Annotated in this window: 16 protein-coding genes; 10 read left to right on the forward strand and 6 right to left on the reverse strand. The window is 63.7% G+C overall.

The window, feature by feature from the left end:
• Positions 1-32: 32 nt before the first annotated feature.
• Together ABIB90_RS14895 and ABIB90_RS14900 are read left to right on the forward strand one after the other, a co-directional pair.
• Positions 33-1,055, forward strand: coding sequence for a methionine synthase (locus ABIB90_RS14895; RefSeq protein WP_354200983.1), 1,023 nt, complete (start codon positions 33-35; stop codon positions 1,053-1,055).
• A gap of 4 nt (positions 1,056-1,059) precedes the next feature.
• The gene (locus tag ABIB90_RS14900) at positions 1,060-1,287 is read left to right on the forward strand and encodes a hypothetical protein (RefSeq protein ID WP_354200984.1); all 228 of its coding nucleotides are present in this window, start codon (positions 1,060-1,062) and stop codon (positions 1,285-1,287) included.
• On the opposite strand, the gene ABIB90_RS14905 is transcribed toward ABIB90_RS14900, so the two are convergent.
• The 3 genes from ABIB90_RS14905 to ABIB90_RS14915 all read right to left on the reverse strand — a co-directional run bounded on the left by ABIB90_RS14905 (position 1,284) and on the right by ABIB90_RS14915 (position 3,307).
• On the reverse strand, positions 1,284-1,901 hold the full coding sequence (locus tag ABIB90_RS14905) for a hypothetical protein (protein ID WP_354200985.1): 618 nt from the start codon (positions 1,899-1,901) through the stop codon (positions 1,284-1,286). The two genes, ABIB90_RS14900 and ABIB90_RS14905, sit on opposite strands and share 4 nt — an antisense overlap.
• A gap of 107 nt (positions 1,902-2,008) precedes the next feature.
• The gene (gene gpt / locus ABIB90_RS14910; RefSeq protein ID WP_354158998.1) at positions 2,009-2,536 is read right to left on the reverse strand and encodes a xanthine phosphoribosyltransferase; all 528 of its coding nucleotides are present in this window, start codon (positions 2,534-2,536) and stop codon (positions 2,009-2,011) included.
• Positions 2,537-2,569: 33 nt separating this feature from the next.
• Positions 2,570-3,307: a competence/damage-inducible protein A gene (locus tag ABIB90_RS14915; protein WP_007602502.1), complete on the reverse strand. Its 738-nt coding sequence runs from the start codon at positions 3,305-3,307 to the stop codon at positions 2,570-2,572.
• A gap of 277 nt (positions 3,308-3,584) precedes the next feature.
• Here ABIB90_RS14915 and ABIB90_RS14920 point away from each other — a divergent pair, with 277 nt between their 5' ends.
• The 5 genes from ABIB90_RS14920 to ABIB90_RS14940 all read left to right on the forward strand — a co-directional run bounded on the left by ABIB90_RS14920 (position 3,585) and on the right by ABIB90_RS14940 (position 8,577).
• Positions 3,585-5,003, forward strand: coding sequence for a circularly permuted type 2 ATP-grasp protein (locus tag ABIB90_RS14920; protein ID WP_354200986.1), 1,419 nt, complete (start codon positions 3,585-3,587; stop codon positions 5,001-5,003).
• 4 nt (positions 5,004-5,007) lie between these two features.
• Complete coding sequence (locus ABIB90_RS14925; protein ID WP_007602499.1) at positions 5,008-5,952, forward strand: alpha-E domain-containing protein; 945 nt, start codon at positions 5,008-5,010, stop codon at positions 5,950-5,952.
• 109 nt (positions 5,953-6,061) lie between these two features.
• Positions 6,062-6,910 carry a transglutaminase family protein gene (locus tag ABIB90_RS14930; protein ID WP_007602496.1) on the forward strand — a complete coding sequence of 283 codons (849 nt, stop codon included), beginning with the start codon at positions 6,062-6,064 and terminating at the stop codon, positions 6,908-6,910.
• Between the two features lie 123 nt (positions 6,911-7,033).
• Positions 7,034-7,792 carry a proteasome-type protease gene (locus tag ABIB90_RS14935; protein WP_007602494.1) on the forward strand — a complete coding sequence of 253 codons (759 nt, stop codon included), beginning with the start codon at positions 7,034-7,036 and terminating at the stop codon, positions 7,790-7,792.
• 26 nt (positions 7,793-7,818) lie between these two features.
• Entirely contained in the window at positions 7,819-8,577 is a 759-nt protein-coding gene (locus tag ABIB90_RS14940; protein ID WP_007602492.1) for an SDR family oxidoreductase, read from the forward strand.
• Between the two features lie 240 nt (positions 8,578-8,817).
• On the opposite strand, the gene ABIB90_RS14945 is transcribed toward ABIB90_RS14940, so the two are convergent.
• Positions 8,818-10,056 carry an MFS transporter gene (locus ABIB90_RS14945; protein ID WP_354200987.1) on the reverse strand — a complete coding sequence of 413 codons (1,239 nt, stop codon included), beginning with the start codon at positions 10,054-10,056 and terminating at the stop codon, positions 8,818-8,820.
• A gap of 159 nt (positions 10,057-10,215) precedes the next feature.
• Between ABIB90_RS14945 and ABIB90_RS14950 the strand changes: the two genes are divergently transcribed.
• Complete coding sequence (locus ABIB90_RS14950; protein ID WP_354200988.1) at positions 10,216-11,466, forward strand: NupC/NupG family nucleoside CNT transporter; 1,251 nt, start codon at positions 10,216-10,218, stop codon at positions 11,464-11,466.
• 128 nt (positions 11,467-11,594) lie between these two features.
• Here the strand turns inward: ABIB90_RS14950 and ABIB90_RS14955 are convergent, their stop codons facing one another.
• Both ABIB90_RS14955 and ABIB90_RS14960 read right to left on the reverse strand, forming a co-directional pair.
• Positions 11,595-12,665 carry a threonine aldolase family protein gene (locus ABIB90_RS14955; protein ID WP_354200989.1) on the reverse strand — a complete coding sequence of 357 codons (1,071 nt, stop codon included), beginning with the start codon at positions 12,663-12,665 and terminating at the stop codon, positions 11,595-11,597.
• A 27-nt stretch (positions 12,666-12,692) separates the two neighbouring features.
• Entirely contained in the window at positions 12,693-13,613 is a 921-nt protein-coding gene (locus ABIB90_RS14960; RefSeq protein WP_354200990.1) for an amino acid ABC transporter substrate-binding protein, read from the reverse strand.
• A gap of 153 nt (positions 13,614-13,766) precedes the next feature.
• Between ABIB90_RS14960 and ABIB90_RS14965 the strand changes: the two genes are divergently transcribed.
• Positions 13,767-14,687, forward strand: coding sequence for a LysR substrate-binding domain-containing protein (locus ABIB90_RS14965; RefSeq protein ID WP_354200991.1), 921 nt, complete (start codon positions 13,767-13,769; stop codon positions 14,685-14,687).
• A gap of 193 nt (positions 14,688-14,880) precedes the next feature.
• Positions 14,881-17,007 carry an O-linked N-acetylglucosamine transferase, SPINDLY family protein gene (locus ABIB90_RS14970; RefSeq protein WP_354200992.1) on the forward strand — a complete coding sequence of 709 codons (2,127 nt, stop codon included), beginning with the start codon at positions 14,881-14,883 and terminating at the stop codon, positions 17,005-17,007.
• Position 17,008: the final 1 nt, after the last annotated feature.

Genomic DNA, 17,008 nt, shown 5'->3' on the forward strand with positions numbered 1-17,008 from the left:
GGGCGCAATCACAACCCGCCGAGAGGGCCGCCATGCTGTTTCCAACCACGATCGCCGGCTCCTTGCCGAAGCCGGAATGGCTCGCCGAACCCAACATGCTCTGGGCGCCCTGGAAGTCGCAAGGCGAAGAGCTCGTCCGCGCCAAGCGCGATGCGACGATGCTTGCCGTCAAGGTCCAGGAGGATGCCGGGATCGACATCGTCACCGAGGGCGAGCAGGCCCGGCAACATTTCGTCCACGGTTTCCTGGAGAAGATCGAGGGCATCGACTTCGCCCACAAGGTCGAGATGGGCATCCGCAAGGATCGCTACAAGGCGATGGTGCCGCAGGTCGTCGCCCCGCTCCGGCTGAAGAGCCGCGTCCACGCCGACGAGGCGCGGGTCGCGCGGACGCATACAAAGAAGAAGCTCAAGTTCACCCTGCCCGGCCCGATGACCATCATCGACACCATTGCCGATCGCTACTATGGCGATCGCGTCAAGATGGCCTTTGCGTTCGCCGAACTCCTGAACGAGGAAGCCAAGGCGCTCCAGGCCGACGGCGTCGATCTCGTGCAATTCGACGAGCCCGCCTTCAACGTCTACATGGACGAGGTCAACGATTGGGGCATCAAGGCGCTGGAGCACGCCGCGCAGGGCCTGACCTGCGCCACCGCCGTGCACATCTGCTACGGCTACGGCATCAAGGCCAACACCGACTGGAAGGAAACGCTCGGCGCGCAATGGCGGCAGTACGAGCAGATCTTTCCCGCGATCGACGCCAGCCCGATCCAGCAGGTCGCGATCGAGTGCCGCAACTCGAAAGTGCCGCTCGACCTGCTTGCCCTGCTCAAGACCAAGATCGTGCAGGCCGGCGTGATCGACGTCGCCAGCGACACGGTGGAGACGGCCGAGGACGTCGTGCAGGTGATCGACGCGGTGTCGAAATTCGTGCCCAAGAGCAACATCATCGCCACCACCAATTGCGGCATGGCGCCGATGCGGCGCGAGATCGCCGAAGCCAAGCTGATGGCGCTCGGCGCGGGTGCCGCGCTGGCACGCGAGAAGCTGGGTTAAGGCGGTGGTCCGATCCGCTTTCGTTGTTGCGACGCTTGCGGCGATCGCACTGCCGGCGCGCGGTGAGGATCGCTCGGTGCTTCTCAATTGCAAGGCAATCATGGAGCGTACGTCGAAGGATGCGAATGCCGCGAGCGAAGCCGAGCTGACGCGCTGCCGCCAAGTGATCCGCGAATGGGCGTTGCGCGATGCGCGGACGACAGTGGATGAAAGCGGTAAGCCGCTGCGCTAGGGGCGTGCGGTCGGATGCAGCACAGGTTGATATCCAGCGATGATCGCGCGCAGCGTGGAAAGCGGCGTCAGCAACAGCGGGTGATCGAGGGCGCTGGTATGCGGGGCGTAGCCCGCGAATGACCACAGCAGCAGCCTACCCTGCACCACCAAGAAACTCTCATCGCCCTGCTGCACCATCGCGCCGTCGGGCAATTCTGCCAGCGGCATCGGCAACGGGTGCAGGCGTTTGCGACCATGATCGAGGCGTTCCAGGTGCAGTTGCGCATCGATCTCCTTGGCACGCGCGTTGCTCACGCCATTGCCCGTCTCCCATGCAACCCGAAAGCGCTTCGCATCGTCACGGCGGCAGAAGAAGCAGGGACGGTGGCCTGCGGCAAAGGCGGTGGCCTCGTCCAGGAAGAACAGTTCGGTCCAACTCCGCCGCGCCATCACCGGCCGCCGCCAGCCGCGGAATTCACATAGGCAGGTGATCCAGGCCGGCGACGACCAGCGCTTTTTCAGCAGCGTCTTGGTCGCGGGATCATGGATGATGCCGCGGTTACCGGTGAATAGGCCGCGATGTGGCGTGGCAATGATCTCGCCGGTCGGCGTGACGCGGTTTTGCAGGGGCATGGTCGCTTCTGCCCGTCATTGCGAGGAGCGAAGCGACGAAGCAATCCAGACTATTTCCGCGGACACATTTCTGGATTGCTTCGCTGCGCTCGCAATGACGGTGATACTCACGCCGCCCCGTCGCGAAGCGGCGGGTGGTAGGACAGCGCGGTGTCCCAGGGGAAGAATATCCATGTGTCCTGCGAGACTTCGGTGATGAAGGTATCGACCAGCGGACGTCCCTTCGGCTTGGCGTAGACGGTGGCGAAATGCGCATCGGGGAGCATCGCGCGCACCAGCTTGCCGGTCTTGCCGGTATCGACGAGGTCGTCGACGATCAGGAGCCCCTTGCCGGTGCCGCCGCCGAGCTTCATCACGTCTTCGGAAATGCCCTTCAGCACTTTGAGGTCGCCCTGTTTGTCGTGGTCGTAGCTGGCGATGCAGACCGTATCGATCACGCGCACGCCGAGCTCGCGGGCCACGATCGCAGCTGGCACAAGCCCGCCCCGGGTGATCGCGATCACCGCATGAAACGGACCAACCTCGTTGAGCCGCCAGGTCAGCGCCCGGCAATCCCGGTGGAACTGGTCCCACGAGACCGGAAAGGGGCGGCCCGCCCGTTCTTGCGGACTTAGTTCCGGTGCTTCACCAGCCATTGTCGTCTCCTTCGTCTGCCGGCAGCTTGGTTGTTAGCGGGTGATATTCAATCCCGCCAGCATTGCCTTCACCGCGGCCATCGCCGCCGCCAACTTGTCCGCATCGCGCGAGCGCACCACCAGATTGGTGTTGGGCTTCTGCTCTTCATCCGTGAAGGGATAGCTGCCGATGATGGTGTCGGGATGTTCGGCGGCAATCGCCCGCAGCGGGCCGCCGATGTCGCCTTCCCGCGCATTGGCGCGGACCGATTCGGAGAGCATGCGCACGCCCGATTTCAGCTTGGGCGAGACAATGTCCATCATCGCCTGCATGATCGAGGGCACGCCCGCCATCACGATGACATTGCCGATCTTGAAGCCGGGGGCGAGGATGGTCGCGCTCTGGATCAACTCGGCTCCATCAGGGATGCGGGCCATGCGCAGGCGGGCCTCGTTGAGGTCCTGCTCGCTCCAGCGCTCGCGGAAACGGGCGACCACCTCCGGGTGATGGTCGATGCCGACGCCGAACGCCTTGGCGACGCTGTCGGCGGTGATGTCGTCATGGGTCGGCCCGATGCCACCTGTGGTGAAGACATAGGTGTAGCGATGCCGCAGTGCATCCAACGCGGCAATGATGTCGGGCTCGTCGTCGGAGACGACCCGGACCTCCTTCAGGTCGATGCCGATATTGGTCAGGTATTCGGCGATGAAGCCGATGTTCTTGTCCTTGGTCCGGCCGGACAGGATTTCGTCCCCAATGACCAGAATACCCGCCGTGACGATCTCGCTCATACCTCAAGTCCCTCACCTGTCGGCCCGACTTTGCCGAGGTAACGCGTTGAAGTCACGCGGTTTTGCTGCCGAAATAAGCAGTCCTCAGCCATTTTTTCAGGCAAGCCGCCGGTCATCCCCGGCAAATGTCCTCTCCTCATGCTTATCGCGCTGGCCCGACCCTTGCTACCGCATGAAAGTCATGCACTCTTGCCGCATGGCCAGGACGTTGCGGTCTTCACCAAGGCCTGGCGGCCTGTCGAATGGCGCAACGCCTTGCGGAGACAAGTCGGGATCTATGGCAGTCGCGTTTGATGAAATGAACATTCCCGGTGGGGACCTTCGCCCCGCCTATCAGGAGCTGGCGCGCTGGCTCAAGGAGACGCCTCCCGAGGCGCTCGAATATCGGCGCCAGGAGGCCGAGCTCCTCTTCCGCCGCATCGGCATTACCTTCGCGGTCTACGGGGACTCCGAATCCACGGAGCGCCTGATCCCCTTCGACGTGATCCCGCGGATCATGTCCGGCAAGGAATGGTCGCTGCTGGAGAAGGGCCTGAAGCAGCGCGTGCGCGCGCTCAACATGTTCCTGCGCGACATCTATCACGGCCGCGATATCCTGCGCGCCGAGATCGTGCCCGCCGATCTGATCTTCCAGAACCCGGTGTTCCGTCCCGAGATGAATGGCCAGCAGGTGCCGCACGACGTCTACGTGCACATCGCCGGCATCGATATCATCAGGGTCGATGCCGAGGACTTCATCGTGTTGGAGGACAATGCGCGCACGCCTTCGGGCGTGTCCTACATGCTGGAAAACCGCGAGATCATGATGCGGCTGTTTCCGGATCTGTTCGCCCGTCACAGGGTGGCGCCGGTCGAACGCTATCCGGACGAGCTGCTGTCCGCCTTGCGCTCGGTGGCGCCGCAAAGCGCCTCCGGCGAGCCGACCGTCGCGCTCCTCACGCCGGGCGTCTACAACTCGGCCTATTACGAGCACTCCTTCCTCGCCGACAAGCTCGGCATCGAACTCGTCGAGGGCCGCGACCTCATCGTCAAGAACAACGAAGTGTTCATGCGCACGACGGAAGGGGTGAAGCGTGTTGACGTGATCTACCGCCGCGTCGACGACGACTACCTCGACCCCCTCACATTCCGCCCCGATTCGGCGCTCGGCGTGCCCGGGCTGATGTCGGCCTACGCGGCCGGCAACATCACGCTCGCCAATGCCGTCGGCACCGGCATCGCCGACGACAAGGCGATCTACTCCTACATGCCGGACATCGTTAAATTCTATCTCGGCGAGGAGCCGATTCTGAAGAACGTGCAGACCTGGCGCTGCCGCGAGCCGAAGGATCTCGCCTATGTGCTGGACAATTTGAACGAACTCGTCGTGAAGGAGGTGCACGGCTCCGGCGGCTACGGCATGCTGATCGGACCTGCCGCGACCAAGGCGACGATTGAAGCCTTCCGCGAAAAGCTCAAGCGCGAGCCCGAAGGCTTCATCGCGCAGCCGACGCTGGCGCTCTCGACCTGCCCGACCTGCACGGCATCCGGCCTTGCGCCGCGCCACGTGGACCTGCGACCGTTCGTGCTCACCGGCAGCAAGAGCACCACGATCGTGCCCGGCGGGTTGACACGCGTTGCCCTGAAGGAAGGCTCCCTGGTGGTGAATTCGAGCCAGGGCGGCGGCACCAAAGATACCTGGATCCTGGACGAGTAGAGAGATGCTGTCGCGTACCGCCGAAAACCTCTATTGGCTCGCCCGTTACGTCGAACGGGCCGAGTATCTCGCGCGCACCATCGATGCGACGCTGCGCGTCACCGCGCTTCCCGCCGCCTATATCGGCAAGACCAACGAATGGGACTCGGCGCTTTTGACCGCCGGCGTCGCCGCGAGCTTCTATCAGCAGTATGAAGAAGCCAACGAGCACAACGTCGTCGACTATCTCTCGTTCTCCGCGGACAATCCGTCCTCGATCAGGAACTGCATCGAGGCGGCGCGGCTGAATTCGCGCTCGGTTCGCACAGCGCTGACGAGCGAGATGTGGGACACCATCAACTCGGCCTGGATCGAACTGCAGGAGGTCTGGAGCAGAGGGACCTCCACGCGCGAGGATCTCGCAAAGTTCCTGCGCTTCGTGCAGGAGACCTCGCTGCGTTTCGACGGCTCGGCCTACCGGACCATGTTGCGCAACGACGCGTACTGGTTTTCGCGGATGGGCCTGCATCTCGAACGCGCCGACAACACCGCGCGTATTCTCGACGTGAAATACCATGTGCTGCTGCCCGAGGAGGAGCACGTCGGCGGCCCGCTCGATTTCTACCAATGGACCTCGATCCTGCGCTCGGTTTCGGCGCTGACGGCCTACCACTGGGTCTATCGCGAGACGCTGAAACCCTGGCTAATCGCGGACCTCCTGATCCTCAACGACACGCTGCCGCGTTCACTGGCGAGCTGCTACGGCAACCTCGTGCGCAATCTCGATCAGATCGGGGTCGCCTATGGCCGCCAGGGCCCGGCCCAGCGCCATGCCCGCGGCATCCGCAACCGGCTGGAACACAGCAATATGAACGACATTTTCCAGCATGGCGTGCATGAATTCATTCAGGAATTCATCTCGGACAATTCCAGGCTGGGCGAAATCATCACGAAGCAGTATTTGATCTGACCTTCTGTCATTCCGGGACGGTCCGTAGGACCAGACCCGGAATCTCGAGATTCCGGGTTCGATGCTGACGCATCGCCCCGGAATGACCATTTAGAAATCACGGTCCACCATGCGCCTGCGAATCCTGCACACCACGACCTATCGCTACGAGCCGCAGGCTACGAGCGTGATCCAGATCCTGCGCATGACGCCCGGCAGCCATGACGGGCAATATGTGGCGGAGTGGCAGATCGACGTGTCGACCGACACCAAGCTCGACACCCACGAGGACGCGTTCGGCAACGTCACCCATGTGCTGTCCTGCGGACCCGTCGGCGACATCAAGATCACCGCCGAGGGCCTGATCGAGACCCACGACACCGGCGGCGTTCTTCGCGGCGCCGACGAGCGCTTTCCGGCCGGCATGTTCTTGCGCGCCACCGACCTCACCGCGGTCAATCCGGCGATGAATGCGGTCGCGCGCCAGCTGCGCAGCGAGGCCGAGAGCGACACGCTCGGCTTCCTGCACACGCTGATGACGCAAATCAGCGATCACATGACGTTCGACGAGGACCCCACCAACAGCGGCACGTCGGCGGCGGAAGCGTTCACGCTCAAGCGCGGCGTCTGCCAGGACTACGCGCACATCTTCATCGCCTGCGCCCGCAGCGGGGGCGTGCCGGCGCGCTTCGTATCCGGCCACTTCCTGCGCTCCGACGGCACGGTGCATCAGGACGCTGGCCATGCCTGGGCGGAGGCCTATGTCGACGGTCTCGGCTGGGTCGGCTTCGATCCCGCCAACAGCATCTGCGCCACCGACGCCCATGTCCGCGTCGCGATCGGGCTGGATTATCTCGGCGCAGCCCCCGTGCGCGGCACCCGCTATGGCGGCGGCGCGGAGACGCTGTCGGTGGCGGTCAAGGTCGAGCAGGCCGGCCGCGGCGGCCAGTCGCAATCGCAGTCCCAGCGGCAGAGCTGAGCCGCGCCGCGCGCGCCCCTCACCCACAGTCGGTTTCCACCCTGCCGCCCCGCGGCAATCGGGGGTTGGAGCGGCCCTTGAAATTGGCTAGTAATTCCGCGCAAACGCGTTCGGGGACTGGAAATGACCTATTGTTGCGGAATTCTGGTTCGGGACGGTCTGGTGATGATCGCCGACACCCGCACCAATGCGGGCCTCGACAACGTCTCGACCTTCCGCAAGCTCCACATCTTCTCCAAGCCCGGCGACCGCATCATGGCGATCGCCAGCGCCGGCAACCTCGCCGTCAGCCAGTCGGTGCTCTCGACGCTGACCGAGGGCCTCGAAGACCCCAACACGGGTGAGATCGAGACCCTGATGAACGCGCCGACCATGTTCCAGGCCGCCCAGCGCATTGGCCGGGCGATCCGGGCCGTGCACGCGACCGAGGGGCCGGCGCTGAGATCCGAGGACGTGTCGTTCGACGTCTCCTTCCTGTTCGGCGGCCAGATTAGCGGCGCGCGCATGCGCCTGTTCATGGTCTACACCGCCGGGAATTTCATCGAATGCACCACCGACACACCCTATTTGCAGATCGGCGAGCACAAATACGGCAAGCCGGTGCTCGACCGCGCCATGCATTACGACGTCGAGCTCTACGAGGCGCTGAAGACCGGGCTGATCTCGATGGATTCGACCATGCGCTCGAATCTCGGCGTCGGCCTGCCGATCGACGTGCTGGTGGTGCGCGCCGACGCCTGCGAGGCCGATCTCAACCACCGCATCGAGGCGGGGGAGCCCTATTTCCACGATTTGCGCTCGCGCTGGTCGGCGGCCTTGCGCGCCGCGCATCAGAACATTCCGCGGCCGCCCTACAAGAACGAAAAAGAATCCAAAACCTGACAGATCAAGAGAAAAGGCAGGAAACGATGAGTGAAGCGAAAAAGATCGCGGTGGTGACGGGCGCCGGCACTGGAGTCGGGCGCGCGGCGTCACTGGCGCTGATGAACACCGGCTTCACCGTGGTGCTGGTCGGGCGCCGGCCCGACATGCTCGAGGAGACGGCCAAGCTCGGTCCTGCGGGAAAAAGCCTCTGCGTCACCGCCGACATGACCAAGCCGGACTCGATCGCCGCGCTGTTCGACAAGGTGAAGGCCACCTATGGCCGGCTCGACGTGCTCTTCAACAATGCCGGCATGGGCGCACCGCCGGTGAATTTCGAGGATCTCAGCCTCGAGCAGTGGCAGGCGGTAGTGAACACCAACCTCACAGGCCCGTTCCTGTGCACCCAGCACGCCTTCCGCATCATGAAGGACCAGAGCCCGCGCGGCGGCCGCATCATCAACAACGGCTCGATCTCGGCGCATGCGCCGCGGCCGTTCTCGGCGGCCTATACCTCGACCAAGCACGCCATCACCGGCCTCACCAAGGCGTCCAACCTCGACGGCCGCATGTACGACATCGCAGTCGGCCAGGTTGACATCGGCAATGCCGCAACGCCCATGACCGATCGCATGGTCAACGGTCCCGGCGTGCTGCAGCCCGACGGCACGTCGAAGCAGGAGCCGCGCATGGACGCGAAAGCGGTCGGCGATGCCGTCGCCTACATGGCCGGCCTGCCGCTCGATGCCAACGTGCTGACCATGACCGTCATGGCAACCAAGATGCCGTTCGTGGGACGGGGCTGAATCAAAAAACGCGAAAACAACCCCATGCACAATAGGCGGCATGGGGTTGCGACCTCGCTCCGCAAGTGGGCGTGAGGCCGGCTAAATCTCCGCACTGCTTCAACAATCGTCATTACGAGCGCAGCGAAGCAGTCCAGACTGCCACCGCGGCAAGATTCTGGATTGCTTCGTCGCACCAACGCAAAATTGCTTCGCAATTTTGTCGCGGGCTCCTCGCAATGACGGGGAGAGAGCGGGTTCCTACTCCAGGCTCTCCACCTGCCGCAGGCTGGGAAACAGCTTCATCCACAACAGCGCCACCGCGACCGTGCAGACGCCGCCCAGCACGGCAGCTGGCATGGCGCCGAACAGTGCGGCGGCAACCCCGCTCTCGAACTGGCCGAGCTGGTTCGAGGCGTTGATGAAGAGGAAGTTCACCGCACCGACCCGGCCGCGCATCTCGTCGGGGGTCGCGAGCTGCACCAGCGAGAAGCGGATCACGACGCTGATCGTGTCGGCCGCCCCGAGAATGGCGAGCGCGAGCACCGACAGCCACATCCAGGACGACAGTGCGAACACGATGGTTGCGACACCGAACACGATCACAGCCTGAAACATGCGCAGGCCCACATGCTGCGAAATGGCGTGTCGGGCCAGCACCATGGTCATCAGCAGCGCGCCGACCGCGGGCGCGGCGCGCAGGATCCCGAGCCCCATCGGACCGGTCTGGAGGATATCTCGGGCATAGATCGGCAACAGCGCTGTGACACCGCCGAACAGCACCGCGAACAGATCGAGCGAGATGGTGCCGAGGATCGCCGGATTGCTGCGGATGAAGCGGACGCCGGCGAAGATATCGTCGGCTCCCGCCATATCCTTGGCGATCGCCTGCGGGCGCGGCCGGATGAAGCCGGTCAGGATCATCCCGAAGATCCAGAACAGCACCATCACCGCGTAGGCGAGATGCGGCGCAACCGCGTAGGCAAAACCGCCGAGCGCCGGCCCCGTAATGGTCGCGACCTGCGCCGCACCGCTGGAGACGGCGGTGGCGCGCTGGAGCGAGCCCTGCGGCGCGATCGCCGGCAGCAGCGCGGCAGTGGTCGGACTTTCGAAGGCTCCGGCAATGCCGAGCACGAAGGTTGCCACGAAAATCTGAAGTTCGCTGACCAAGCCGAGATAGGTGATGACGCCGAGATAGAGCGCGGTCGCGGCTTCCACGAGCTGGCAGAGCTGGACCACGCGCTTGCGCTCGTAGCGGTCGGCGGCATGGCCGGCGACGAACACCAGCAGCGCGGTGGGCAGGAATTGCACGAGGCCGACCATGCCGAGATCGAAGGCCGAGCCCGTGAGATCGTAGATCTGCCAGCCGATCGCGACCGCCGCGATCTGGCTGGAGAAACGCGACAAGCTGCGCGAGAGCAGAAAGAACAGGAAGGCGCGATGGGAGAGGAGCGCGCGGGCGCTGACCGGCGGGTTTCCCGATATTGGCTGGCTTGGCATCGCCTCTTCGGTCACGTTCGGACTATCCGGCTCCTGATGGCGACGTGCTCCGGGTGGCTGACGCGGACCTGCTTGTCAACAGCGGGACGCTCCGACAATCTCCCGGCATTGCGTTTGCAACGCAGGGGTGACCATAATCATCGGGGGTTTGGGGACATCATGCTGCGGCTGCAATCGGCACTCGGCATTTTCGCATTGCTGTTGATCGCCTTGGTCCTGAGCGAGAATCGCCGCGCGGCCTCGCTGCGCCAGACGGCGATCGGCCTCATCGCTACCTTCGTCACCGCGATCGTTCTCCTGAAGGTGCCCGTCGTCGCGCGCGCCTTCGGTACCATCAACGACGCCGTGGGCGCGATCTCGGCGGCCTCGCGCGCCGGCTCCTCCTTCGTGTTCGGCTATGTCGGCGGCGGTCCCCTGCCCTTCGACCTGAAAGCACCGGGTGCCGATTTCGTCCTGGCGTTCCAGGCGCTGCCGATCGTGCTGGTCATGAGCGTGCTGACGACGCTCTTGTTCTATTGGCGCGTGCTGCCGCCGATCGTGCGCGGCATGGCCTGGCTGCTGGAGCGGACGCTCGGCGTCGGCGGCGCGGTCGGACTCTCGACCGCCGCCAACATCTTTCTCGGCATGGTCGAGGCGCCGCTGTTCGTGCGACCTTATCTCGCGCAGATGACCCGCAGCGAGTTATTCCTTGTAATGACCGGCGGCATGGCCGGCATCGCCGGCACGGTGCTGGTGCTGTATGCGACGCTCCTTGCTCCCCTCATTCCCGATGCAGCCGCGCATTTCGTCATCGCCTCGGTGCTGGGTGCGCCGGCCGCGATCCTGGTCAGCCTGATCATGGTGCCCGAGACATCCGACAAGCGCACCGGCGGCGCACTGGAAGATCCCGACATGGAAGTCTCCGGCACGATGGATGCGATCGTGAAAGGGACCGGCGCGGGGATCGAGCTGCTGATCAACATCGTCGCCATGCTGCTGGTGCTGGTGGCGCTGGTCTACCTCGTCAATGCGATCCTCGGCCTGCTGCCGGATATCGGCGGCGCCGCGATCTCGTTGCAGCGCCTGCTCGGCCTCGTGATGGCGCCGGTGTGCTGGCTGATGGGATTGCCGTGGGACCAGGCGATCACCGCCGGCAGCCTGATGGGCACGAAAACCGTGCTGAACGAGCTGATCGCCTATGTCGACTTCTCGAAGTTGCCGCCCGGCACGCTCGATCCGCGCTCGCGCCTGATCATGCTCTATGCGATGTGCGGCTTCGCCAATTTCGCCAGCCTCGGCATCATGATCGGCGGTCTCGGCGTGATGGCGCCGGAACGGCGCGAGGAAATCAACGCGCTCGGGCTGAAGTCGATCGTGTCGGGGACGCTGACGACGTGTCTGATGGGAGCGGTGGTGGGAGTGCTGACGTAGTCACGATCTCGTAGCCCGGATGGAGTGCAGCGCAATCCGGGAAAGTCTATCCCCTCGCAAGCAGCGGCCCCGGATTTCGCTTCGCTCCATCCGGGCTACAAGAGACCCGATTCACATCGGCGGATGCTCTAAGCCAAAGCCGCAGCCACAGCACGAAATGCCACGACCGCGCGATCAATATCCGCATCATCGATATGGCGATGGGTCACGCAACGCAAGCGATGCTTGCCCCAAGGCCTCGCCCTCAGGCCCGCCCTTTCGAGAGCCCCCGACCACACGGCACTGTCGCGCCCGGAGAGAGAGACATCGACCTGCACGATATTCGTCTGCGGGATTGTCGCGCTGATATTTGGATGCATCCCGTTCAACGCATCACTCAGGGTTCGCGCACGCCGGTGATCCTCCCCCAGACGTGCCCCCATGACTTCAACCGCCTCCAGGCCGGCCGCGGCCAGGACGCCGATCTGGCGCTGCGTGCCTCCGAGCATGCGGCGAAACCTGCGACTGCTGTCGATCACCGCGCGCGGCCCGGCGAGCACGGCACCGGCGGGTGCGCTCAGGCCCTTCGACAGACACAGAGACACCGTGTCGCAATGTCTCGCAACCTCGGCCGGCGCCGTTTCAAGGGCGACGGCGGCGTTGAACAGCCGCGCGCCGTCGAGATGCACCGGCACACCGCGGGCCGAGGCCATGGCGTGCACGGCCTGCATATGATCCAGCGGCAATACGGCGCCGCTCGCGTTGTTGTGCGAGGTTTCCATTGCGACAAGAGCGGTCCCGAGCTTGAGCCCTTCGCCGTGCAGGGCGTCCTCCAGCAAATTCAAGTCCATTGCGCCGGCGGTGCCGGCAATTGCGAGGTAGAACTGCCCCGTAAACGTCGCTGCCCCTCGTTCCGAGGTGTACATATGGGCATTCGATTCCAGCACGATCTGTTCGCTGCGCTGCGACTGCGCCAGCGTCGCCAGCAGATTGGCCATGGTGCAGCTCGGCACAAACAGGCCGGCGTCCTTACCCAACGCCGCAGCTGCGACGGCCTCCAGCTCCTGCACCGTGGGGTCACCGTCGAGCCCGTCATCGCCGAGCGGCGCCGAGACCATGCGGGCATACATCGCCTCGGTCGGCTTGGTGACGGTATCGCTACGCAGGTCGATGGGTGGTAACGCGGCGCCCGCCGGACTCGTGTCGTGTTGATGTGCCATTGCGAGACCTCTAGAGCGCTTGTCGCGTCATTCGTAGACTGCCGGGTCGCCGGAATCCGTCGGGTTGGCCAACGCCCGCTTGAGGGCGGCGCTCATCGGAAATTTCAGGTTGAGGCCATGCGGCGGGATCGGTGAATTAAAATATTTGTCGTAGAGCGCCGCAACCTGCCCGCTCTTCATCAGGTCGATCACGGCATCGTCGACCATCTTCTTGAAAGCAGGATCATCCTTGGGTTGGACGATACCATAGGGCGCCGTCTCGAGACTCTTGCTACCGATCAGGAATTCATCTGGCGTTCTGGACGAGGCGACCGTGGCGAAGGCGAGACCGTCATCGTTGGCGGTCCCGGCCACCCGGCCCGTCGACACCAACAAGAAGGTCTCGGCGGTGTCCTTGGCCGGCACCACCGTGATGCCGAGATTCTCCTTGGCGTTGATCAGCGTAATCACCTTGAAAGTCTGGCCGCCGGCTTGGGCGGCGATGGCCTTGCCGCGAAACGAAGCGGGGTCGTTGACATCGACGCCGCCATCCTTGCGCGCGACGAGGACAACCTGCGCAACGAAGGTGGTGGGAGCAAAGACAACGAGTTTATGCCGCTCGACATTGTTGGTCGTGTTGCCGCATTCGAGATCGATCGTGCCATTGGCGAGCAGCTGAATACGTGTCGCCGAGGTTATGGGGTTATAGCGAATCTCGAGCTTGGGGAGCTTGAGGGCCGTCTTGATCGCCTGCACCACCTGTTCACAGATTTCCACGGTGTAACCGATCGGCTTCTGGTTACCGTCGAGATAGGCGAACGGCACCGAGGTCTCGGGGTACCCCAATGTGATCGAGCCGCTCTCACGGATCTTGTCGAGCCTGCTCGCACCCTGGGCCATGGCCTCGCTGGACAGAAGAACACCAGCGACGGTCGCCGCGGCCAGTGCCTTGATCATTGTCGCTTTCATATGTCCCCTCTTGTCGCGAATGTCGGTGACGCCGTCCACGGCGGGTGAGCAACCACAGGACAGCTCCGTACGAACGGCTTCATGCTCTGGACTATCGTCGAAAAGCCCGATCTGATGAAATTCCAGTTTCATACTCTCCTATACGGATTTGATATGGCCACCAGACGCATGGGCCTGAAGCATGTGGAGGCTTTTCGGGCGGTCTTCGTGACGGGGTCGATGACGCAGGCGGCTCAGCGCATGCATACCTCGCAACCCCAGATCAGCCGCCTGATCGGACAGCTGGAAGCGATCACACAATTCCCGCTGTTCGACCGCAGTGGCGGCCGCCTCCGCCCGACGGTGGACGGATCGCGCTTTTTCCAGGAGGTCGAGAAGACTTTCATCGGCTTGGCGGGACTGGAGGCCAGCGTAGCCAGCATCCGCTCGTTCGGTATGGGTCGGTTAAGCGTTGCGGCGATGCCGCGCCTGGCCGGCGGCCTGCTGACGCGCATCGCGGCACGCTTCAAGGTGGACTATCCGCATGTGATGATCTCGATCCGATCCGGCACCGCGAGCGCCGTGCATGACTGGGTCAGTTCCGGGCTTTGCGACACCGGGCTCGCAATGCTCTACGGCGAGGTTGCGGGGGTGCATGTCGAGCCGGTGCTCAAGACCCGTTGCGTCGCGATCATGCCGAAGGCGCATCGTCTTGCGCAGAAGAAGACGTTGCGTCCTGCCGATTTCGCCGACGAGGCGTTCATTTCCTTCGCCACGGGGAGCCCACTCTACGATCGCATCGATACGATCTTCGCGCAGGCGGGCGTCGCGCGCCGCATTGTTGCGGAGACCGATCTTGGCGCATCGGTCTGTGCCCTGGTCGCGGCGGGCCTCGGCATCAGCATTATCAACCCGATTGCCGCGCATGACGAAAGCTCTGGCGCGGCTCTGGTCACGCGCCCCTTCAACCCGGCTGTCCCCGTTACGATCGCATTGCTCTATCCGCCTTATGCCGCGCGCGCCCGGTTGATCGATGCCTTCAGCGAATACGCTCGCAAGGTCATGAGCGCGGAATTGGGCTATCTCGAGCGGTAGTGCACCGATCCGCAGCGAGGAATCAGCGCGCTCGGGCTGAAGTCGATCGTGTCGGGAACGCTGAGAGCGGTAGTGGGCGTGCTGATTTGAAGCTTGTGTGAGGCTGGTGCCCTCGCAGCTCCGATAGAGCGCAGCGCAATCCGGACAATCCTTCCATGTTAATCTCTTCAGGAGATTCGGGTGGAATTGATTCATGAGCAACAGCGCAGGCCAGCGGGCATTTCAAAATGCCCGGCTTCAGAAACGGCAAAAAGCCGAGGTGACGCCGTTGCTCGCGCGCGCCCTCCAGCTGCACAAAGCGGGACTTCTCCGCGAGGCCAAGGCGGCCTATCGCGAACTCCTGGAGCTCGCGCCCAACCAATTCATCGCGCTTCATTTGCTGGGCGTCTTGGAGTCTGAAGCCAAAAACTATCAGCAAGCGCAAGTTCTGCTGAGCCGAGCGGTTGCCGTGGATCCGCGATCTGCCGAAGCTCATATGAGCCTGGGCGTCGCGCTCAACGGGCTCAAACGTCACAATGAGGCCCGCGAGAGCTATCGAAAGGCCCTCGCCTTCCGACCCAACTACGCCTTAGCCCTGTCCAATCTCGGGAACGCGAGCGCGGCCCTTGAACTTTACCAGGAAGCGCTCGAGAGCTACGACAAGGCGCTCGCAATCGACGGAAAACTTTCCGAAGCCCATAACGGCCGGGGTTGGGCGCTCTGCCGTCTGCGCGCCTATGACGAGGCTATCTCAAGCTTAAACCGCGCGCTATCGATCAAGCCAGACTATGCCTCGGCGCTGTCGACCCGCGCCGTTGCTTTGCGGGACCTTCAGCGATTTGACGAAGCCATGGCGGATTGCAATCGAGCCATCGCCCTGGCACCCGAGGACGCGAATGGGTGGCTCCGGCGGGCCAGCATCTTGCTCCTGACCCGGCAAGTTGCCGAAGCATTGGCCGATTGCGAGATGGCTCTCGCGACCGATCCCGGCTTCTCTCAGGCCCACAGCCTGCTCGGCCAATGTCTCGCGGCACTTGGCCGGGTTGACGAAGCCCTCGCCAGTTTCGACAGAGCTCTCGACATTGAGCCTGATCAGAGCACGATCTCCAGCAAGATATTCACCCTCGATTTTGTGGCCGACGCCAGCGTTGCGCAGCATCAGCAAGCGCGACATGTATGGTGGGAGCAGATCGGTGCGAAGATCGCCTCAGCAGCGGCGGGACCGCATGATAACAGCCGCGATCCGGATCGCCGTCTGGTGCTGGGTTATGTCTCGTCGGATTTTCACGCACATTCGGCGGCGTTCGTTTTCAAGCCGGTCTTGCAGCACCATGATCGGGCACAGTTCGAGATCGTGTGCTACGCGTGTTCAGCGAAAGCGGATGCGACGACCCGCGAATTTCAGGGGATCGCCGATCGCTGGCGCGACGCCTCGCAATGGTCCGACGATCGTCTCGCCGCTCAGATCCGCGCCGATGGCGTCGATATCCTGATCGATCTGTCCGGCCATACCAGCGGAAACCGCCTCGGTGTGTTTGCGCGCAAGCCCGCACCTGTTCAGGCGCATGGCTGGGGCCACGGTACCGGCACCGGGCTGCCGACGATCGATTATCTATTCTCAGACCCGGTCGCGATTCCTGTCGCGGTTCGGCATCTGTTTGCGGAGACCATCGTTGACCTGCCGTGCTTTGTGACGTTAGCGCCGCTGCCGGCGGGGATTGCGCGGGCGCCGACGCCGGCGATTGCGAACGGCTTCGTCACGTTCGGTGTCTTCAACCGCATCAGCAAGATTTCGAACGAGGCAGTGGAAGTCTGGTCCAGGATTCTCGAGCGGGTGCCGGGTTCGCGACTGCTGATCAAGGATACCGCGCTGGACGCTCAGCTGGTCCGCGACAACCTGCTGGCGCGGTTTGCCGCTTGCCGATTGCCGGCCGAACGCGTCGATCTGCTCGGAGCCACGTCGCGAGACGAACATCTGGCAACGTTCAATCGCGTCGATATTGGTCTCGATCCATTCCCGCAGAATGGCGGCGTCAGCACTTGGGAAGCCTTGCAGATGGGCGTGCCGGTGGTGGCGAAGCTCGGTCACAGCCTGCCGAGCCGTGCTGCCGCCTCCATCCTTGCCGCCCTGGGCCTGCCGGACTGGGTCGCGGATAGCGATGAGGCATATGTCGAAATCGCAGCGAGCCGTGGGTCGCAGATCGGCGAGCTCGATAAGTTGCGCGGCGAGCTGCCCGGACAAATCAAGGCTGCCGCCGCCGGCAACCCCGTCTCATACGCGCAAGCGGTGGACGGTGCCTATCGCGCGATGTGGAAACGCTATTGCAACGACGGCGGCTGAT

This window comes from Bradyrhizobium sp. JR4.1, from assembly GCF_040548605.1.
In the GTDB taxonomy this organism is placed as follows: domain Bacteria; phylum Pseudomonadota; class Alphaproteobacteria; order Rhizobiales; family Xanthobacteraceae; genus Bradyrhizobium; species Bradyrhizobium canariense.